Origin of the sequence: Stieleria sp. (assembly GCF_041595215.1) — a bacterium.
Taxonomy (GTDB): Bacteria; Planctomycetota; Planctomycetia; order Pirellulales; family Pirellulaceae; genus Stieleria; species Stieleria magnilauensis.
Window position 1 is genome coordinate 1 of the sequence record NZ_JBFHKV010000033.1, and the last position, 18,641, is coordinate 18,641.

Annotated in this window: 18 protein-coding genes; 13 read left to right on the forward strand and 5 right to left on the reverse strand. The window is 59.5% G+C overall.

Annotated elements, in window-relative coordinates:
* Positions 1 to 942 precede the first annotated feature (942 nt).
* Positions 943 to 2,019, forward strand: coding sequence for an acyl-CoA desaturase (locus tag ABX749_RS02470; RefSeq protein WP_372894610.1), 1,077 nt, complete (start codon positions 943 to 945; stop codon positions 2,017 to 2,019).
* Between the two features lie 203 nt (positions 2,020 to 2,222).
* Here the strand turns inward: ABX749_RS02470 and ABX749_RS02475 are convergent, their stop codons facing one another.
* Positions 2,223 to 2,930 (reverse strand): NIPSNAP family protein, encoded by a 708-nt coding sequence (locus ABX749_RS02475; protein WP_372894623.1) that lies wholly within the window; start codon positions 2,928 to 2,930, stop codon positions 2,223 to 2,225.
* A gap of 320 nt (positions 2,931 to 3,250) precedes the next feature.
* Between ABX749_RS02475 and ABX749_RS02480 the strand changes: the two genes are divergently transcribed.
* From ABX749_RS02480 to ABX749_RS02525, 10 genes are all read left to right on the forward strand, one after another.
* Positions 3,251 to 4,135, forward strand: a complete 885-nt coding sequence (locus ABX749_RS02480; RefSeq protein ID WP_372894611.1) for a TerC family protein — start codon at positions 3,251 to 3,253, stop codon at positions 4,133 to 4,135.
* 261 nt (positions 4,136 to 4,396) lie between these two features.
* A complete protein-coding gene (locus tag ABX749_RS02485) occupies positions 4,397 to 5,257 on the forward strand; it encodes a Dabb family protein (protein WP_372894612.1) in 861 nt (286 codons plus the stop codon).
* Between the two features lie 82 nt (positions 5,258 to 5,339).
* Entirely contained in the window at positions 5,340 to 6,437 is a 1,098-nt protein-coding gene (locus ABX749_RS02490; protein WP_372894613.1) for a mannose-1-phosphate guanylyltransferase, read from the forward strand.
* Positions 6,438 to 6,564: 127 nt separating this feature from the next.
* Entirely contained in the window at positions 6,565 to 7,023 is a 459-nt protein-coding gene (locus ABX749_RS02495; RefSeq protein ID WP_372894614.1) for a TadE family protein, read from the forward strand.
* 58 nt (positions 7,024 to 7,081) lie between these two features.
* Positions 7,082 to 7,525, forward strand: a complete 444-nt coding sequence (locus tag ABX749_RS02500; RefSeq protein WP_372894615.1) for a TadE/TadG family type IV pilus assembly protein — start codon at positions 7,082 to 7,084, stop codon at positions 7,523 to 7,525.
* A 62-nt stretch (positions 7,526 to 7,587) separates the two neighbouring features.
* Positions 7,588 to 8,871 carry a VWA domain-containing protein gene (locus ABX749_RS02505; RefSeq protein ID WP_372894616.1) on the forward strand — a complete coding sequence of 428 codons (1,284 nt, stop codon included), beginning with the start codon at positions 7,588 to 7,590 and terminating at the stop codon, positions 8,869 to 8,871.
* A 31-nt stretch (positions 8,872 to 8,902) separates the two neighbouring features.
* Positions 8,903 to 9,466: a hypothetical protein gene (locus ABX749_RS02510; protein WP_372894617.1), complete on the forward strand. Its 564-nt coding sequence runs from the start codon at positions 8,903 to 8,905 to the stop codon at positions 9,464 to 9,466.
* 241 nt (positions 9,467 to 9,707) lie between these two features.
* Positions 9,708 to 11,609: a hypothetical protein gene (locus tag ABX749_RS02515; protein WP_372894618.1), complete on the forward strand. Its 1,902-nt coding sequence runs from the start codon at positions 9,708 to 9,710 to the stop codon at positions 11,607 to 11,609.
* Between the two features lie 279 nt (positions 11,610 to 11,888).
* Positions 11,889 to 12,878, forward strand: a complete 990-nt coding sequence (locus ABX749_RS02520) for a sigma-54 interaction domain-containing protein (RefSeq protein WP_372894624.1) — start codon at positions 11,889 to 11,891, stop codon at positions 12,876 to 12,878.
* Positions 12,879 to 13,161: 283 nt separating this feature from the next.
* Positions 13,162 to 13,359, forward strand: a complete 198-nt coding sequence (locus ABX749_RS02525; protein WP_145219545.1) for a hypothetical protein — start codon at positions 13,162 to 13,164, stop codon at positions 13,357 to 13,359.
* Between the two features lie 13 nt (positions 13,360 to 13,372).
* Here ABX749_RS02525 and ABX749_RS02530 read toward each other — a convergent pair whose 3' ends face one another.
* The 3 genes from ABX749_RS02530 to ABX749_RS02540 all read right to left on the reverse strand — a co-directional run bounded on the left by ABX749_RS02530 (position 13,373) and on the right by ABX749_RS02540 (position 16,044).
* Entirely contained in the window at positions 13,373 to 13,957 is a 585-nt protein-coding gene (locus ABX749_RS02530; protein ID WP_145219543.1) for a pyroglutamyl-peptidase I, read from the reverse strand.
* A gap of 62 nt (positions 13,958 to 14,019) precedes the next feature.
* Positions 14,020 to 14,478 (reverse strand): hypothetical protein, encoded by a 459-nt coding sequence (locus ABX749_RS02535; protein ID WP_372894619.1) that lies wholly within the window; start codon positions 14,476 to 14,478, stop codon positions 14,020 to 14,022.
* A gap of 147 nt (positions 14,479 to 14,625) precedes the next feature.
* Entirely contained in the window at positions 14,626 to 16,044 is a 1,419-nt protein-coding gene (locus tag ABX749_RS02540) for a hypothetical protein (RefSeq protein WP_372894620.1), read from the reverse strand.
* A gap of 483 nt (positions 16,045 to 16,527) precedes the next feature.
* On the opposite strand from ABX749_RS02540, the gene ABX749_RS02545 reads away from it, so the two are divergent.
* Together ABX749_RS02545 and ABX749_RS02550 are read left to right on the forward strand one after the other, a co-directional pair.
* Positions 16,528 to 17,229, forward strand: coding sequence for a PTS sugar transporter subunit IIA (locus tag ABX749_RS02545; RefSeq protein WP_145219539.1), 702 nt, complete (start codon positions 16,528 to 16,530; stop codon positions 17,227 to 17,229).
* A 30-nt stretch (positions 17,230 to 17,259) separates the two neighbouring features.
* Complete coding sequence (locus tag ABX749_RS02550; protein ID WP_372894621.1) at positions 17,260 to 18,036, forward strand: hypothetical protein; 777 nt, start codon at positions 17,260 to 17,262, stop codon at positions 18,034 to 18,036.
* A 35-nt stretch (positions 18,037 to 18,071) separates the two neighbouring features.
* On the opposite strand, the gene ABX749_RS02555 is transcribed toward ABX749_RS02550, so the two are convergent.
* Positions 18,072 to 18,641 (reverse strand): HD-GYP domain-containing protein (locus ABX749_RS02555; RefSeq protein ID WP_372894622.1); only part of this gene is annotated, 570 nt, incomplete at its 5' end.

Below are 18,641 nucleotides of genomic sequence, written 5' to 3' on the forward strand. Positions count from 1 at the left end.
GAATGGAGCCAGAGCCTCGTGCTTTGTGTCACCTTGCGTTTCGGGTAGGCGGTAGTGGACGAGGCGACGAGTCCTCTGCCAATTTGCCGACTGCAGAGAACTCGTCGCCTCGTCCACTACTTGGTGATGCGTTCATCGATTGTTGGCGGGTGTTGACTAGGAATGCGCTGGCGCATGAAACGTAGTGGACGACGCGAGGAGTCCCGCGATTTGCGGTGTTGTTCAATTATCGGCATTGTCGGAGGACTCGTCGCCTCGTCCACTACCGCCTACCCGAAACGCAAGGTGACACAAAGCACGAGGCTCTGGCTCCATTCAATGTCGGCTTTGCGAATGTCCACGTCGCGTGGCCAAAGAAAAACGGCCGGGTTTCACTCGAAAGCGAAACTCGACCGTTGTTTGAAAACCGAATCGCAAGTGGTCGGTGACGACGATTTCACTCCCACAGTGAACCCACCGTACCTCCCTCCTATTCGTCCGCGCCGAGTCCGCTGAACAGCAGACTCTCACCGGTAACCCGATTCATCGGACGATATTCGTGGCGAGCTTCCGCTTGAAACGACCGTTGCGATTGAATCGTCTTCCGCGATGGCGTTTCGCGTCCGGTCGATCGCTCTGCGTTGAGTTTTCCGGCTGACTGTTGTCCCCCCCGTCGCCAACCCGTCGTTGGCCCGTCGCGTCGCCGCCATTGCTGTCATCCCGAGTTGGCGAATTCACGACGCTCGCATGCTCGAATGGGTCGGAACACGCTTTGTCGCATGCGGATCACTGGTGTTGTGACGCTCACCGGAGGGGGTTAGCCGAATCTTTTACATCTCCGTTACATTCAAATGCCCCGATCGAGACAGACAGGGATTTACAAATCCTTAGACTTTCGCAGACCCGAGCGGCAACCGAATGCCGCTCAGCACAAAGCAACGTCCTGATCGAGGAATCGTCGTTATGGCGAACGTAGTAGAGACACCGCGGAAATCGCACCGGAAGTCATCCGAGAATTCAACCACGCTAGAGTTACCCGAGTTGGAGCAAGTCGCCGGGGAACAGGTCGCTGGATCACTCGAACCCAATGCAGCGGAACCTTGGAACGATCCCAACACGCTGGAGGTCAAGCAGTCCAAGCCTGAGGGTCAGGTGGAGACGGCGAACGATCGCAAGCGTTTCGCCAACATCTCCTGGTGGGCGATCGGATGGTTGGGGCTGGCCCATGCCGTCGTGCTCGGCTTTGCCTGGTACACGTTCACCTGGACCGGACTGGCGGTCATGCTGGGATTGCACTGGTTGACCGGCAGCATCGGGATCTGCTTGGGTTATCACCGATTGTTGACGCACTCGGGCATGAAAACGAAGACCTGGTTCAAATACGTCTTGGCCGGGATCGGATCGCTCGCCGGCGAGGGCACGCCGCTGGATTGGGTGGCCGACCACCGCAAGCACCACAAACACAGCGACCAGGAAGGGGATCCCCATTCGCCGCACGACGGCAGTTGGTGGAGCCACATGTTTTGGCTCGCCTTCCACACCCACAACGGTGATCGCAAAGCGTATCTGCAGAAATGGGCGCCGGATCTCTACAAGCTTCGTGGCATGCGAATCATGGACTATCTGTTCCTGCCGATTCACATCGCCAGCGGAGCGATCCTGTTCGGCGTCGGATACTACTTCGGCGGTGCCTCCTTCGGCGCCTCGTTGTTGGTGTGGGGACTGTTCGTCCGACTGGTGGGCGTGTTGCACGCGACCTGGATGGTCAACAGCGCGTCGCACATGTGGGGCTACAAGAACTACGAAACGACCGACGACAGTCGAAACAACTGGCTGGTTGCGATCATCGCCTACGGCGAAGGCTGGCACAACAATCACCACGCTCACCCGCGGATGGCCAAGCACGGTCACAAGTGGTGGGAATTTGACATCACCTGGCAAGCCATTCGTCTGTTCCGAACGCTGGGTCTGGTTTGGGACGTGGTTGACTACCGCAATGCCAAAGAGAAGAAAGCCAAAGAAAAGAACGCGGCTGCCTAAGACGCCCCGCTGGCACGACGAAGCGACACGGTCAGATGACCGTCACCGACAATGGCCCGATGCATGCTTGATCGCAAGCGTGCATCGGGTCGTTTCGTATCCGATCCTCCGCCACTCGTTTCAGTGGACACACATTCCTTCGGCCAAGTTGCAGGGCGAGGGCGCCGGCGGTGATGCGGCGTAGTGGTCGAGCTCGTCGGCCGCTACATCTGCGAATACGGTTTGGCCGTCAGGATGTGTTTGTCGATCTTGCTGACGGTGCCCTTGTACTTGGCGACGCCTTTGAGGACCTGCCAATCGGGGTGGGCGCGGAAGGCGTCCCAGGCTTTCAGTCGCGCCGCGTCGTTGGGGTAGACCGTCAGGTAGGTCAGGCTTGGCGTTTGGGGACCGATGACGGCTTGGCCGATGAAGATCGGGGCGATACCGCAATCGAGAAAGATTGGGACTTCTCCGTTGTTGAACATGTCGACTTTCAAATTGCCCAGTCGCTCATTGGCGCTTTCGTACAGCCGCAGTTCGTAGACGCGATCGTTGTTGTCCAAGGTGCCTGCGGGGACATTCAGCATCGGCATGCAGTCCATCGCCACCAGCAGTTCGCTGGAGATTCTCGCGAACGGAGCGTCTTTGGGGCCGCGATCCAGGTAGGGTTTGGCGTCGGCGAGGTATTGTTCGTCGTTTTGGAGCCGCGTCGACAGGGTGGCAAGTTGTTCGGCGCTTTTGGCGGGAATCACGACGATGATGCTGTCGCGGTCATTGGTGTCGTTTGCCGCCGGCGAAAAAACGCCCACCGGGCCGATGTCCAAACGCCCCAATGCCGGCAGCAAGGCGTGCTCCAAGTACCGGTCGACCGCTGCGGCGTCGCCGTTGTCGCCCAGCAGGTAGGTGCGGACTTCATAGTACTGCTTCGTCATTGGCGTTTCCGATTCGGCGGCGCGGGTGGCGCCCGGACCGAACAGGGCGAGCGTCAGCAGGGATGCGGCGGTGATCAGGAGGTTTCGGCGTGGGGTTTTTTTCATCGTTTGACTCTCGCGGTTGGCGTGCGATGACGTGACCGGTGTTTTCTGCGGGGTTGAGGTGGAATCGATGATGGCATCATAATCCCGTCACCACTCCGGCGGGGATTGTGCCCGCCGGGAATTCTGAACCACCCCAGCGACTGGCCGACCCGATGCTCGAATTCGATTTTTGCTCAACCGTCAGTTCGATTTTCAGCACCCCATTTTCGTTGGGGATGCTCACCGAGCCCCTGATGTTGTTGGCCGAGACCGCCACGCCGGAAGTGGTCACGGGAGAGTTGGCCGAACCGTCCGAGGAGAGTTTGTTTTCTATCGGAGGCATTCTCACGCTGGGAATGCTGATCGTGCTGCAAGCGGTGCTCGGCTTCGACAACCTGTTGTACATCTCGATCGAGAGCAAACGGGTCGAAGAATCGAAACAGTCAATGGTGCGGAAGTGGGGAATCGGGCTGGCGATCGTGTTCCGGATCGTCTTGCTGTTTGTGGTCGTCAATCTGATCAAGTTGCTCGAAGACCCGTTCATGAATCTGATTTCGCATCCGCTGGAAATGCATCTTTCCGGGCACAGTTTGATCGTGATCGGTGGCGGCGCATTCATCCTCTGGACGGCGATCAAAGAAATCTATCACCTGCTGGCGGTCTCGGATCTCGGGGAAGAAGGCGACAAGGGGGAAAAGGGGAACTCGGTCACCAAGGCGATCTCGCTGATCGTGACGATGAACCTGGTGTTTTCCTTCGATTCCATTTTGAGCGCGATGGCGCTGACGAAATCATTTGCGATCATGGCCACGGCGATCATCATCAGCGGCCTGTTGATGATTTGGCTGGCCGATCACGTGGCCGAGTTTTTGAAGAAGAATCGGATGTACGAGGTGCTGGGACTGTTCATCCTGTTCATCGTCGGTGTGATGCTGGTCAGCGAAGGCGGTCACTTGGCCCACATTCAGTTGTTTGGGTATAAGGTCGAAGCGATGCAGAAATCGACGTTCTATTTCGTGCTGGCCGTGTTGATCATCGTCGACGTCGTCCAGGGGCGTTATCAGAAAACGCTGTTGGCCCGGCAGGCAAAGCTGCGATTGGCAGGTCAGAAGTCCGCCTGAATCGTGGTCGGTCGCTCAAACCTGGTAAATCACAGGAGCGCGACGCTGCGCCGCGTTACCGGAAACACCCGTGAAGCGGCGCCATGCCGCAGCGACAGGGTCGGGTTTCGCACCGCGAAACCGTGTTTGCGGGGTGATGTTTTGCGGAGCGCAAGGCGGCCCCGATCCAAGCAACCGCTCGACGATCACATCCGTTACGATTGAATCGCGGCACGTGTGATGGTTCTCTCCCGTTCTCCATTTCCCCACAAGGTTGCCAAGATGTTTCGTTCTGAATTCGTCATCGGCTGTTGTTTGTTGATCGCCGCTTGTGGTTGCGGTGCCCCCGACGATCCCGACGCGGTGGCGACGGCCGAGCCGATCGCCGCGACCGCCGATGCAGCGACTGCGGAACCGGGGACCGACAACCAGACCAGCGAACCGGCCGACCAGCCGGCTAACGCAGCGGCCGACAAGATCGTCCACCCCGAAAACCCCGACAATGTGAACAGCGGCATGTTACGACACGCAGTTTTCTTCTCGTTCAAAGAGTCTTCGAGTGAAGAGGACATTCAAGGCGTGGTCGATGCATTCGCCGAGCTGCCTTCCAAGATCGATTCGATCATCGATTTTCAGTATGGGGTCAACAACAGCCCCGAAGGGTTGGATGACGGATTCACCCATTGTTTTTTACTGACGTTCGCCGACGAAGCGGGGCGTCAAGCCTACCTGCCCCATCCGGCGCACAAGGCGTTCGGCGATGTGTTGCGGCCGCACATGAAAGACGTGTTTGTGCTGGACTATTGGGGCGATCCGAAACAGGAACAGCCCGAGAAAGCGTTGCAGCATGCGGTGTTCTTCAAGTTCAAGGATTCGGCGTCGCGTGAAGAAGTGAAGAAGGTTGAACAAGCATTTGCCGAGCTGCCGGAGAAGATCGACACGATTCGCGCGTTCGAATGGTCGACCAACAACAGCCCCGAAAAGCACGACGACGGATTCACCCACTGTTTCTTGGTCACATTCGACAGTGAAGAGGGGCGCGAAGCGTATCTGCCGCATCCCGATCACCAAGCGTTTGTGGAGGTGCTTAAGCCGGTGTTGGACAAAGTACGGGTGCTGGATTTTTGGGCGACCAAACCCTGATCGCCTTGACGGCTTACCCTGCGTCGATTGATTCGCTAGGTTTGCCAAAGACACTTCATTACACGATTCAAGAAGATCGGACATGCTGTACGCGGTGATCATGGCAGGCGGAAGTGGGACGCGATTCTGGCCGGCGAGTCGGACGTTGCGGCCGAAACAGTTGTTGGCCCTTTCCGGGCAACGGACGATGATCCAGTCGACCAGCGATCGGCTGGCCGGGCTGGTGCCGCCGGAGCGGCAACTGATCGTGACCAACAAAGTCTTGGTCGATCCGATCGCGGAACAACTGCCGTCGCATCCGGCGAAAAACTTGATCGGCGAACCGGCCAAACGCGACACCGCTCCGTGCATCGGATTGGCCGCCGCGTTGATTGCTCACCAGGATCCCGACGCGATCATGGCGGTGATGCCGTCGGACCACGTGATCGGCACCGACGAGCAATTCTGCAGTGCGATCTCGGCGGCCGAACGGTTGGTGATCGAGGATCCCGAACGGATCGTTACCTTCGGAATCAAACCGACCTATCCTGCCGAATCCTTCGGCTACATCCAGCGGGGACCGGCGATCGAATCGGACAGCCCTGCCGATGGGGCGTCCGGGATCAAGGCGTATCAGGTCGACCAGTTTCGTGAAAAGCCGAACCAGGAAACGGCGGCGCGGTATCTGCAGTCGGGTGACTTCTATTGGAACAGCGGCATCTTTTTGTGGCGGGCTTCGGTCATCCTTGAGGCGATCAAGGCCAACCAGCCGGCGATGTATTCGCACATCCAGACCATTGCCGACGCGATCGGTTCGCCCGACTACGACGAGGTTCTTGAGAAAGAATTCTGCGCGATCGAAGGGACGTCGATCGATTACGCGGTGATGGAATCGTATTCCAACGTCGCCGTCATCGAGGCTCCGTTTCAATGGGACGACGTCGGCAGTTGGCAATCGCTGGGACGATTGCACGACGCTGATGCCGATGGCAACACGGTCGTCGGCGAACATCTGGGAATCGATACGACCGGTTCAATCATCTTTGGCGAACCAGGCCACACCATCGTTACGATCGGAGTCGAGGACTTGATCGTCGTGCAGACCAAGGACGCGACGCTGGTGGCGCCCAAATCGGCCGAAGAGCGAGTCCGCGAGGCCGTCAAGCGACTCAACGAGTCCGGCCGCACTGATTGTCTTTAGCCGGTGACGGAAAAACTCCGTCTTTTTTGCGAGAGGCGACGGATGAAATGTCCGTCATGCGACAGGATTGCGAGCTAGGGTTCCGACAGCGGAATTCACTCGTTCGTTCACTTCATCGCCTCTCGTCATGATTCTTTCCAAGCGTCGCAACACGAGTTCGTGTCGTCCCTCCCGCCGATTCAGGCGTCGTGGTGCCGCCACCGTCGAATTCGCCGTTTGCTTGCCGGCACTGATCGCGCTGACGATCGGAACCATCGATCTTTGTTCGATGTTGTTCTTGAAAGAGTCCATCAAGTTGGCGGCCTATGAGGGGGCTCGTCGCGGCGTCGCGCGGGGCCGCACCAACGCCGATGTGATCGCCAGGGTGCAGCAGTTCTTGGACGAGCGGAACATTCAATACAGCGGAAATCCCTGTACGTTCAGTTCGCCAGATTTTGCCGACGCGGACACGCTGGAAAACGTCACCACGACCGTGACCGTGCCCTGCGATGGAAACCTGTTGATCCCCTCGGTGCTGTTCTCTGGGACGAGTCTTTCCGCGGATGTGACGTTGCGCAAAGAGTACAAGAATCTGCCGAACAACTGACCGTTCCACCTGAAACAACGCTTGACTAGCCCCATCATTTCCGCTGCGGACCCCAGCCATGAAACCACGTTCCAGATGTAAGCCTCGATCGAAACGTCGACGCACCGGCAAGCGTCGACGCGGCGCGGCTGCCGTGGAATTCGCCATTTGCGCCAATATCTTCTTTGTGTTGATCTTCACGTGCATGGAATTCGCTCGGATGAACATGATCCGAAACCTGGCACAAGATGCGGCCTACTTTGCCGCGCGCCGCGCGATGGTACCCGGGGCGACGGCCGAAGAAGCCGAGGCGGCCGCGGACGAAGTGATGGGGATGATGACCAACGCGGGGTACGAGGTCACCGTCGAGCCGCTCGACGCGGATGCACCCGATGTGGTGGTCACCGTGACCGTCGACTTCGACGAAATCGCACTGTTTGCACCGATGTTCTTGCCCAACGCGACGATCGAATCGACCGCTCGGATCCGGACCGAACGCTACGACGGTTTTTACGAACAGTAACCCTTGGCTTCCTTTTCCACTCCTCAGATATTCCTTTTCGTCCCATTTCTGCGAGTTACACCATGAACGTCAAATCTCCTCGAAAAGGACGCGCGAACCACGCCCGATCGCAACACCGTCGCGGGACGGTGATGGCGATCACCGCGGTCGTGTTGCCCGTTCTTGCAATCCTGGCCGCGTTTGCAATCAACGCCGCGCACATGCAACTGACCCGCACGGAACTGTCGATCGCCACCGACGCGGCGGCACGCTCGGCCGGTCGTGCGTTCAGCGAGGTGCAAACCGTCGACGCCGCGATCGATGCCGCCGTTGCGACCGCCGCGCTGAACACGGTCGATGGCGAACCGCTGCGGCTGCGTTCGGGCGACAACGACGGCGAAATCGAATTCGGAAGAACGGAGCAATATGGCGGCGACGGAAGCCGTTACCACTTCATCAAGATCCCGACCCCGGCCGTTCGCAACGGAACGGTTGCCAGTGCCGTTCGGGTTCATGGAAAACGACTGGAAGGCTCGTTGTCGGGCAACGTCCCCATGATCATCCCCGGTTTGCTCAGCACCAACGATTTTGAAACACAACACGACTCGGTCGCGATGCAGGTGGACCGAGATATCTCGTTGATCTTGGATCGTTCGGGCTCCATGGACGACATCGATTTCGACTGGGATTACGGCGAAAACCCGTTCTCGACCGATGCCAAGGATTGGGCGGCCGGCCAAGGCCAACTCAATCGATGGTGGTCCGGCGGACGCTGGCGCTATTCTTATGCCAACGGCCATGACTCGGTGACCTACCAGCAGTACATGTACGAGAACTACTTCAACAAGGGCACGCCGCCGACCAACGCGTGGCAGGATCTTGAAGTCGCCGTCAACGCGTTCTTGGACGTGCTGGATGGGACCAGCCAAGAAGAACAGGTTTCTCTGGCCAGCTATTCCAGCAGCGCGACGCTGGACACGTTGCTGGAAAAGGATCTTCAAATTGTTCGCAATAAAGTCGCCCAGCTCAATACCGGTGGCAGCACCGCAATCGGCAGGGGCATGCAAGAAGGGATCGAGGGCTTGATTCATAGCCGGGCAAGACCATTCGCGGCAAAGACGATGGTCGTGATGACCGACGGCAATCAGAACCGAACTCCGTGGGCCGAAAACGTGGCCCAGTCGCTGGTCAACAACTATCTGTTGACGATCCACACCGTGACCTTTGGTGACGGTGCCAACCAGCAAGACATGCGGGAAGTCGCGGCGATCGGCGGCGGAAAGCACTATCACGCCGCGACCGGCGAGGATCTGGTGCGGATCTTTGAGGAGATCGCCAACAACTTGCCCACCATCTTGACCAAGTAGTCCACGTCCAAACCTGTCGGGGGAAGCAACCATGTCAGAGAAGAGCAACGCAACGCCGGGCGAACCGCCCGAGCTGAACCGCCGCGAAAGTGACCGGACCGGTCACGACGGCGGCGTGCAGGCCGGAGGACGACGCAAGAGCGATCGCAATCATGCCTTGCCACGCAACAACGTCGCAAGGATCGCGATCCTGGGCTCGTTCTTGTTTTCGACCGGACTGATCGCATGGGCCTTCACCCTGCCCTTCCGTTCGGGAGCTCTGACGGGCAAGAAAAATGGCCTTTCGTCGGCGCGCGCCACCCTCACCAGCCAGGAGTATGAGGCACGGTTGAGCGCCGAAGAATACGTCAATTACACCCGCGACATCGATCGACGGTTCCTCGCTCGCGTCCAAGACAAAAATCGCCCCGGAACGTCGGGCCCGTCAAAAGACGAGTTGCACCAAGAGTGGCAACAGCGCGTTGAGAAACGCACCAAGCAACTCAATCAGATGGTCCGGGAGTCGGGCGATCCGGTGCCTCAGGAAGGCACGATTGAATGGCAGAATTGGAAGGAGTTGGAAAAGATCATGGCGGATGCCCCGAGCGAGGAGTGAGCGGCCGCTGATCATCAATTGACATCAGCCGGTTCGCGCCAGCGCGAGCGGCGCCCCTCAATGTCGATTTAGCGGTATTGGCCCTGCGCCAAACGGTTGATGTCGAACGACGGTTGGCAGTCTGCCGCGGCGTCCTGTTCGGCCAAACACAAAGGGATTGGGCGCACATCGGTCTTTCGGTGACTAAGATATCGCAGGGTCCCCTGGCACTCTTCCACTCCTCTCCCCCCGTTTGTCCATCATGCGGTTTCACGTCTTGATCATCGCCGTCTCTCTTGCGTCGGTGGCTTTCCTGGCCGCCGGCGCTCCCGGTCAATTTGACGACGGGCCGTCGGAGGCCTCTGATCCGACCGAGGCCCCGGCCAAAGCCGATGAGCTGGTCCGACAGCTCGAATCGACTGCCGCGCGGGGCGGGATCTACCGGGCCGAAGCGATCGGCTCGCTGGCTCGAATCGGTGCCTGGCCTGAAGTCGACCGTTGGCTGGCGAAAATCGATGGCGTCGGCGATTCGACCCAGCTGGCCCAAGCCGCCGATGCGATCGGCAACGAATTGCTGTTGCGGATCTCGCTTCGAAGCGACTTGAGTGACGCCAGCCGTTCGGCGATCAAAAAAATGACGGCTGCGGCGAAGGCGGACCAGCAGTCGCCGGAGCGTCTACGCGCCGCGATCGATCAGCTTGCCGGCGATGCGATTGATGCCAATCTTCGCGCCAACCGAACCTTGATGGCCGGCGGGAACGCTTCCATTGAAGCGATCGTCTCCGCGATCACCGGGGGGGTGGGTGCTGGTCATCGCGCCAAGTTGCTCGGCGTGCTCAAGGCACTTGGCGACGGTGGTGCTCAAGCACTCAATCAACTCGCACTCTACGGAGCCCCGAGTGTTCGCGCGTCGGCTTTGGACGCGCTGCGGGTTCTCGATCCTGCAGCGGCAACCGACACGTTGATCTCTTCGGCATTGGCGACCGATGCGACGGCGGAAGAAGCCCAAGTCGCGCGTCGTTCCTCGGTGTTTCCCCCGGGCTTTGAAAAACCGGACGCCATCGCGGTGTTGGCCGATCGATTAAACACGCTGCGCTCGGTTGCGATGCGAACGCCGAACGACTTGTCACCGGCGGTCCTGTGGTCGGTCAATGACGATCGCACGGGAGTGCAGTTCAACCGCAGCACGGAGGTTTTTCGGCGATACCGCGAGGCCTATGACGCGGCGCAACGATTGCGGCGGCTGGGGAGTTTGCCCCCTGCGGTCGGCCGCAGCGTGCTGGCTGCTGATCTGGCGTATCGTGTCATGGTCGATGTGAATTGGGGGGATCCTGAACAAGTCAAGCAAGTCCGTCAGCTGTATCGCGATCAAGTGGATCCAGCATCGCTATTGGTCGCACTGGCAGAGCTACGCAGTCAAAACGACATTCCCGCCTCGGTCGGCATCGTGCGTCTGTTGTCGGATTCCATCGCTTCAGGCAACGCGGGTTCCGACTTGCTGGTCGGTCGCGACGGTGGGTTTTCTGAGTTGGTTGACGCGGTTCGCGATCCCCAGCCGCGGATTCGTTATGAGGCGGCGGACGGTCTGTGGCAGGCCGTTTCCAGGTCCGAGAGGGGGTTCGCGTTTCCAGGGGCGAGCTACGTTCGCAAGACGTTGGCGGAGATGGCGTCACTCGATTCCCGCCCGCTGGTCATCTTGTTGGAAACTCGTCCGGTCATTGCACTGCGTCAGGAATCGATCCTCAACCAGATGGGGTACGTGGTCGAGCGGGTGACGTCGGCGATCGAGGTCGAGCGGGCGATTGAGCGTGGCGGTGACCTGCGAATGGTTGTCAGCAAGATCAGGATTGCCGATGCGGCACCGGCCGAATTGGTCGATCGCGTCCGGCGGCAGCCCAAGGGCAAGCGGATTCCGATTGTGTTTTACAGTGATGCCGAAACGAGCGAAAAGAGTCTCCGGCGGACCGAGTTGGAGACCACCTCCAATCGCTGGATCAGCGACGATACGCCTGCCGTTTACCTGGTCCCGCTGCCGGGCAGCCCGGCGGCGCTGACCGATGTGTTGTTTGAAGTCGAGTCGAAGCGTCGATTGCCGCCGCTTTCGATCGGTGAGCGGGCCCGTTTTCGCATGACCGGCGCAGCAGCCTTGCAAGGTGATTCGTAGCCTCGTTAAAACACACCCGGTATCGGGATCCGCCGCAAAACGCTACTTTCGCGGCAGTGCTGAGGTAGCACAATTGCTCGTTGGCATTGGGGCACTCCGATGCATTGGCGGAACGGGCGGAATCTTTACGACTTCCTGGATCAGGCGAAACGCCTGCGGTGATCGAGGCTCGACTTGAGAGTCCGGTTCCGCCGTGATCGCTTCATGGCAATGCTCGGCAACCCTGCAACTACACTTCAGAACGCTCCCTTGCCGGGAATCATTGGAAATGGCTCGGCGATGCGGGAGGTCTATCGCATCACCCGACGTGTTGCGGTCAGCAACGCCTCGGTGCTCGTGCTCGGTGAGACCGGTGTCGGCAAAGAATTGATCGCCGGTGCGGTTCACCAGTTGAGCCATCGCAGCGGCCGTCCCTTTGTCCGCGTCAACTGTGGCGCGCTCAGCGAAAGTCTGCTCGAAAGCGAATTGTTCGGGCACGTTCGCGGCGCCTTTACCGGTGCGGTCAGCAATCGAACCGGCCGCTTCGAAGCCGCCCAGGGCGGCACGATTTTCTTGGATGAAATCAACAGCACGTCCCTGACCTTGCAGGTCAAACTGCTCCGCGTGTTGCAGGAAAAGGAATTCGAACGCGTCGGCGACACCACCACGCTTCGAACCGACGTTCGAATCATCGCGGCCAGCAACCGTGATCTGATGGGTGAAGTTCGCGCGGGACGCTTCCGCGAAGACCTTTACTGGCGGTTGAACGTGGTGCCGATCGAGATCCCACCGCTGCGTGATCGCCGTGACGATATCCCCGCGTTGGTTTCGCATTTCCTGGACTACTACAACGAGCTGAACGATCGCTACGTGGCCCACATCGGCCCCGGCACGATGGAAGCCCTGCGCGATTACCATTGGCCCGGGAACGTGCGCGAGTTGCAGAACTATGTCGAACGCGCGGTGGTGATGGCTGAAACCGATGAGTTGCTCGTTGAGCTGTTGCCCGACTGCGTGACGAGTGGTCAGCCGATCCCGGCGGCGGATCTGGAGGCGGCCGGTCCGGTTGACTTCGAAACGATGACAAAGACCGTCGTGCAACTCGGATTGGACCAAGCCGGACGCGACTCAACGGATGTCCATCGCGGTGTCGTCGATGTGGTGGAGAAGGAATTGATCGCGCAAGTGCTTCAGGCCTGCGGCGGTGTACAAACCAAAGCCGCGACTCGGTTGGGGATGAACCGCAACACGCTCCATAAGAAGATCAAGGAATATGGTCTTGACGGTTAACCGCCGCGCGAGCGGTTCACGTGCGGCGTTGGCTTGAACATGGTCTAAGATTCTTTGACGCGGTTCTTCCGTGTCGACTTCCATGTCGCTTCACCCGGTTCGGCGAAAGTGCGTCTCGGGGGGGAAGCAGGAAACAAGCATTTCCAAGAAATCCCTGCAGTTCGATGCGGACTTGTGACGCACTGCCGCGTTACTTCAGTGTCCAAGCCACTGTTGTTGATCGGAACGCTTGAGGCATGGGGGCAATCGATTTGGTGTCCAGCAGCACGCAGGAAGGTGAACAATGAAAGACTGCGACTACACGCTTGAGTTATCTGATGGCACGGTTGTTCGTGTCGGCGCAATGTCGGATTCTCGCCACCCCGATGTCAAGGCTTTCTATTTTCCCGCTGGCGCATTGACGCCATTCAGCCACAAGAATTTGCCGACCGCGCGACCCGGCCAAGAGCACACGCAGTCCGCGTTCTCCAACTCGCTGTAGCAGTTACGACGCACTAGCGATCGGCTTGAGCGAGATGCTCGCTGACAACCGCGATCGCGGCGCTTTGCATCGGCGTGCTCATGCTGGCCATCGCTGATCCATCGGCGGCCACTTGCGCCGGTGTCAGTGGCAGATGAAGGAACAGACTCTGCGTTCGACGCCCCATCATCTCGGCATAGTGTTGGCTCAGAAACAGCGCGGCGTTGCACAGGTAGGTGCCCGCATGATGGGAGATCTGGGCCGGGATTCCCGCCGCGGTCAACCGTTCCAGGCAACCGTCCAGGTCGAGCGTCGAACGATAGGCCGCCGGCGCGTCGACCAGCAAGGGTTCGCCGTTGGTGCGCAGGTTTAGACCGACCGATTCCAGTTTGATCACGGGTGATCCGGGCGACTGACCCAGGTGAATCGCGAAGTCATAGTTGCGGGCCAAGTCGGCTTCGAGCATCTCGCGCAGCTTGGGCAAATCGACCGGGTAGCGACGGGTCGCGATCTCCAACGCGCCTTCGTACCAACTCGTCAGGTCGACCAGCGCCAACCAGCTGGAGTTCTGTTTCCAACGGTCATACGGCTCAAATGCGGTGATAAGAATGCGAGTCACGGTAACCTGCGCCGGGTGCGTGTGGCGGAGACGGGATGGAGGGTGCAGCAGTGCATCATAGATCAGGGCAAAGGTGGAGAGGGAGTTTTAGCCGAATTCCTGACCGGTTCCGCTTTGTGAGCGTGGCTGATATGGACGATCGCTGCGATCGCAGTGATTTGGATGACGGCGATCATCAGCGGCGGTGTCGTCCGAATCCGTTCAAAAAATTTCCTCAACCAGTTCGGTTCTCGGTGCCGCTGGATGTCCAGCCACGAATCGATCGATCGCGATTGAAACTCCGTCGAAACGAACCACAACGACGCGTCTTCCCAACCATTTTTGGTCCGCCGCATTCCGCGTGGGATCACGGCGTCCGAATCGATCGCAGGGACGTATGCGCCGTATTCGTTTTCAAACAACGCGGGAGGCGAGCAGCCGCCAAGGCCGAGCAGGCTGAACCCGAGGAAACCGAGCAGAAGGAAACGCGCAACGGCGGCACGCGGCGGCGCGAGGAGTCGATCGATGGAAGAGGTGTTCATGCCGATGCGACACACGCAACCGGCGTGCCGCGGCATCTCAGGCCATGTTTCTCTCGTAAATCAAGACGTTGACGGCGAACGTGTTGATCATTCGCCACATCAGGTTGCACAACGATGTTGCCGTTTCACAACACGCGTTGTGGCCAGTCAATATCCCAGGCCCAGGCGGAACATCCAGGTGTCGCTGATGCTGAGGTTGTCGGCAGGGTTGCGACGATAGACGAGTTCTCGGTCGCCGACGTAACCGAATTCAAAGAACCACGTCCGCAGCCCGGCGCGCATCCGTTGGCTTTCGCCCCATTCAAAACCGGTCGTCAAGCGAATGTCGTTGATGTCTACCTGGTCTTCGCCTTTGCCGTCTCGTTCGATGACCCACGACCCGCCGCCGTATTCCCCGGCGACGTACCACCACACATCGTTGGTGCCCACCGTCGACAGATACCGTGAGTAACGCGGCTGGGGGAAAAACAGATCGACTTTCGTGAACGCGTTGGGACGCCAGAACAGCCCGACGGCCGGCAGCAGTTTGACGTCGACGCGATCGTAGTAATAAACGCCCACTTTCAGCGTCGATGCGGGGGTGATGCGAAACGTGCCAAGACCCTTACCGCGGACTCGTAACGCGTCGATGTCGAAGGATTGAAATTCGCTAAACATCCCCACGCTGAGACCCAAGTCGACGCCCAGAATTCGATTGGGATCGGATTGCCAGGCAAAGTCTAAAAACGCGCTGTAGGCGCTTCCCGCCAGATCAGCGCCGGTGATCGATTGCGGGCCGTCCCACAGGTGCAGCGAAAACGACGGCGCGATGAACAGCGGTTGAGTCGAATACAGGAAACTCGGTATCGCAAACGCCAACGCCACATCGGTGTCGTTGATCCCCAGGTCGTCGCTGCCGTTGCCGTCGTGAAGGTAGGTGTGGCGAAACCGCATCCGTTGGATCAAACGATAGGGATTCAGCTGCGGTGAAAACGAAGGCGTGTTGCCGAACAGTCCGCCGGGAAACAGCGTCGATGGCGAGCCGCTGGGGTAGGCGGTTGACGGATAGCCGTACGACGGCGGCGCGGCATAGTTGCTGGACGGATTCAACGGCAGGCCCGCCGACGCGTTGCCGCCGAACAGGCTTCCCGCGTCGATCATCGGTGGCGGTTGATTGGCCAGCCCACCATAGATAGGCGTTCCGTAGGAGGGTTGTGGCGAAGCGGGCGCGAAGAATCCACCCTGGGGCGCGACGGTGGTCGGGGCGCCGAACAAACCGCCACCCAGTCCCGAGGATGAGCCCAAAATCGGCGAGGAAGGAGACGGTTGGACAAACCCTGACGCGGGCGCTCCGGCATACGGATCAAACTGGGAAACGCCTGCCGGGTGGTTGTAGGGCGACGCGTTGTAAGGCGACCCGTAGCCCTGTCCCGAAAAGCCCTGTCCCGAAAAGACCTGCCCCGAAGCTGCCGGCGGGGACGCGACGGGTCCGGTCGGGGCGGTGATCGGGGCGAGACGCGTTTGTGGAACATCCAGCGAGTTGCCGGGCGATTGTGCGGTCGCTGCCGCGGCTGCGATCCAACCCATCCACACAAGCACGCCCGCCAGACGGAACAGGGACGGCGCACCATGAGGCCTTCCCGCAAGCCGCAATGGCCGCGTCGATGCCGGACTGGGACTGGGCGAGCTGAGTGTCACACGAATGCCGCAAAGCGTTGGGAGCTGTCAAAATCGAATGCTTGAACTCGGGAATAGCTTCCATCGGCGATCACGGTCAAGACCGAGACCGGCTTCGGAGCGATGAAACTTGAGTGAATCTGAAAAGATTTCACGGAGAATCCGCGGTTTTTGGACCTCCCTAAACCCGTGCCGGTCAGTCACCATACGCGGCAACGAAACCGACACGCGTGCGAATAGATCAGACGCGTTGTGCGAATTCCGCGTCTGCGGACGGACAACACGCAACGAGATTTTCTGGGACCTTTGCCAGAACGGTGTCGACTGACGAACGGTGTCGACTGACGAAATCAGCCAACACGTGCGTCAACCAAGAAACTGATTAGGCCGACAATGGAAGAATTTGATTTAGCCCAGTTAGCGCAATACCTACATATTACGCCCGCCAAGGTGGAGAAAATGGTGCTCCGCGGTCGTCTGCCGGGGCGCAAGGTGGGCGGGCAATGGCGATTCAACGAGGCCGAGATCCACCATTGGCTGGAGGATCAGATCGGTGCCAGCGACGACAGCGTCGAACTGGAACGTGTCCAACGCGTTGTGGACCGCATGACCGATGAGACGCAGGACCGAGAGTTGCATGAATTGTGCACCGTCGACACCATCGAGATCCCGTTGCGGGCTCGCACGCGTGGATCGGTGATCCGCTCGATGTGTGACCTGGTCGCCGCTTCGGGAATGATGTGGGACGCGCCGGCGATGGCGGAGGCCGTCAAGAGCCGTGAACAAATGCATCCCACCGCGTTGGACTGTGGCGTGGCGCTGTTGCACCCCCGTCGCCCCCAGACCTCGATCTTGGCCGACACCGTCGTCGGTTTGGCCGTCAGTCAAGCGCCGATCCCGTTCTCCGACACCGGTCACATGACCGATGTCTTTTTTCTGATCTGCTCTTACGACGATTCGGCACACCTTCGTACCCTGGCCAAGATTAGCCGACTGATCGCAATGGAATCCTTTCTGAACCGGTTGCGGGCTTGTGAAAACCCGAGCGAAGCATGGCATTGCCTGCAAGAGGCAGACGTTTTGTTGTCGGCATAACGGAAGCGAACAGGACTTCGGGGTGGGGAGATGTCGATGCATTTGGTCGATCACGGCGGTGTGACGGATCACGGGACGTTGCTGTGGATCGGCGATCGCGATTCAAACGCTTACTGCGATGCTTATAACTTTTGCGAGTCGCACGTTTCGCAGCTGGCTTATCGCGTCGATTTAAAATCAGCGCTGCTGCGTCCGGCGTCGGCGGTGCGAACGATCTTGTGTTGCCGCGACAATGACTCGGCCGAATCGATCGAGCTGTTCCAAACGCTCTGTCGGTTGCATGGGGATGCCAAAGCGGTGTTGCTGTTGGGGCCGCTGTGCGCCGGAGCGCGACCTTCGCCGGCGGATCTGTTTGACGTGCCGACGATTCATTGGCATCAATGGGAATCCTTTTTGCCGGGGTACCTACGACGCTGCGGATGGGCCAACCCGCCCAGCGGCGCGCCGCAAAGTATCGCGGTCGTTGCGTCGAGCTACGCCAACGCGTCAGCGCTGCTGTCGATCGCCTCTTCCGGCCCTGCGTCGGCGATCTGGTGCCGGCCCGACCAGTTGGCGACCCTGCATCGCTTTGACGAAATCTGGTGGGATGATTCGGCGACTGAAGGTGAGTCCTGGGACAGCTTGATGGACCGCTTGGTGGATCCGCCCCGCGAGCACGTTTGGGTGAGCGGAAACGTCACGCCGAAATCAAAGTCCGCGGCGATGGAGGCCGGGGTCGACCTGGTGATCGCCAAGCCGGGTGATTTCTCATTGCTGATCGATCGGGCGGCCGGCGAGACCGGATTCGGGCAGCGCCGCGCCGCTTGAATCGCAGTGGTGCTTGCGATGCATCAACGTTCCGGTCACTGGCCGCGCGTGGAGGGTTGGGGCGTCTCGGCAGGGACCGTGAATCCCGGGGTTCCGATGATGGGGCGTCCATCGACGGGGGCCGGTCGGGTCGCGGGCTGACGAGGCTGGTGGTTGATGCGGATCTCGTCGATTTCGTCGATGTACCGATGAAAGACTTGGATCAGGTTGGGATCCCAAAACGTGCCAGCGCCGTCGTTGAGAATCGTAACCGCACGGTCGATCGACATGCCTTTGCGATAGGGGCGGTCACTGGTCATCGCATCGAAGGCGTCGCAGACGGCCAGGATGCGACCGTCGATCGGGATGTTTTCCCCGGCCAATTGATCGGGATAGCCTTCGCCGTTCCAGTGTTCGTGATGGTAGAGCACACCGGGCAGGATGTCTTGCAGGGCATCGAGTTCTTGCAAGATTCGCCAGCCGGAGTCGGTGTGCGTTTCGATGATTGCGCGTTCTTCGTCGTTGAGCCGATTGGGTTTTTGGAGCACGCCATCGGGGATGGCGATCTTGCCGACGTCGTGCAACAGACCGGTCAGGTAGATCCGTTCGCATTCGACGGACGTGAA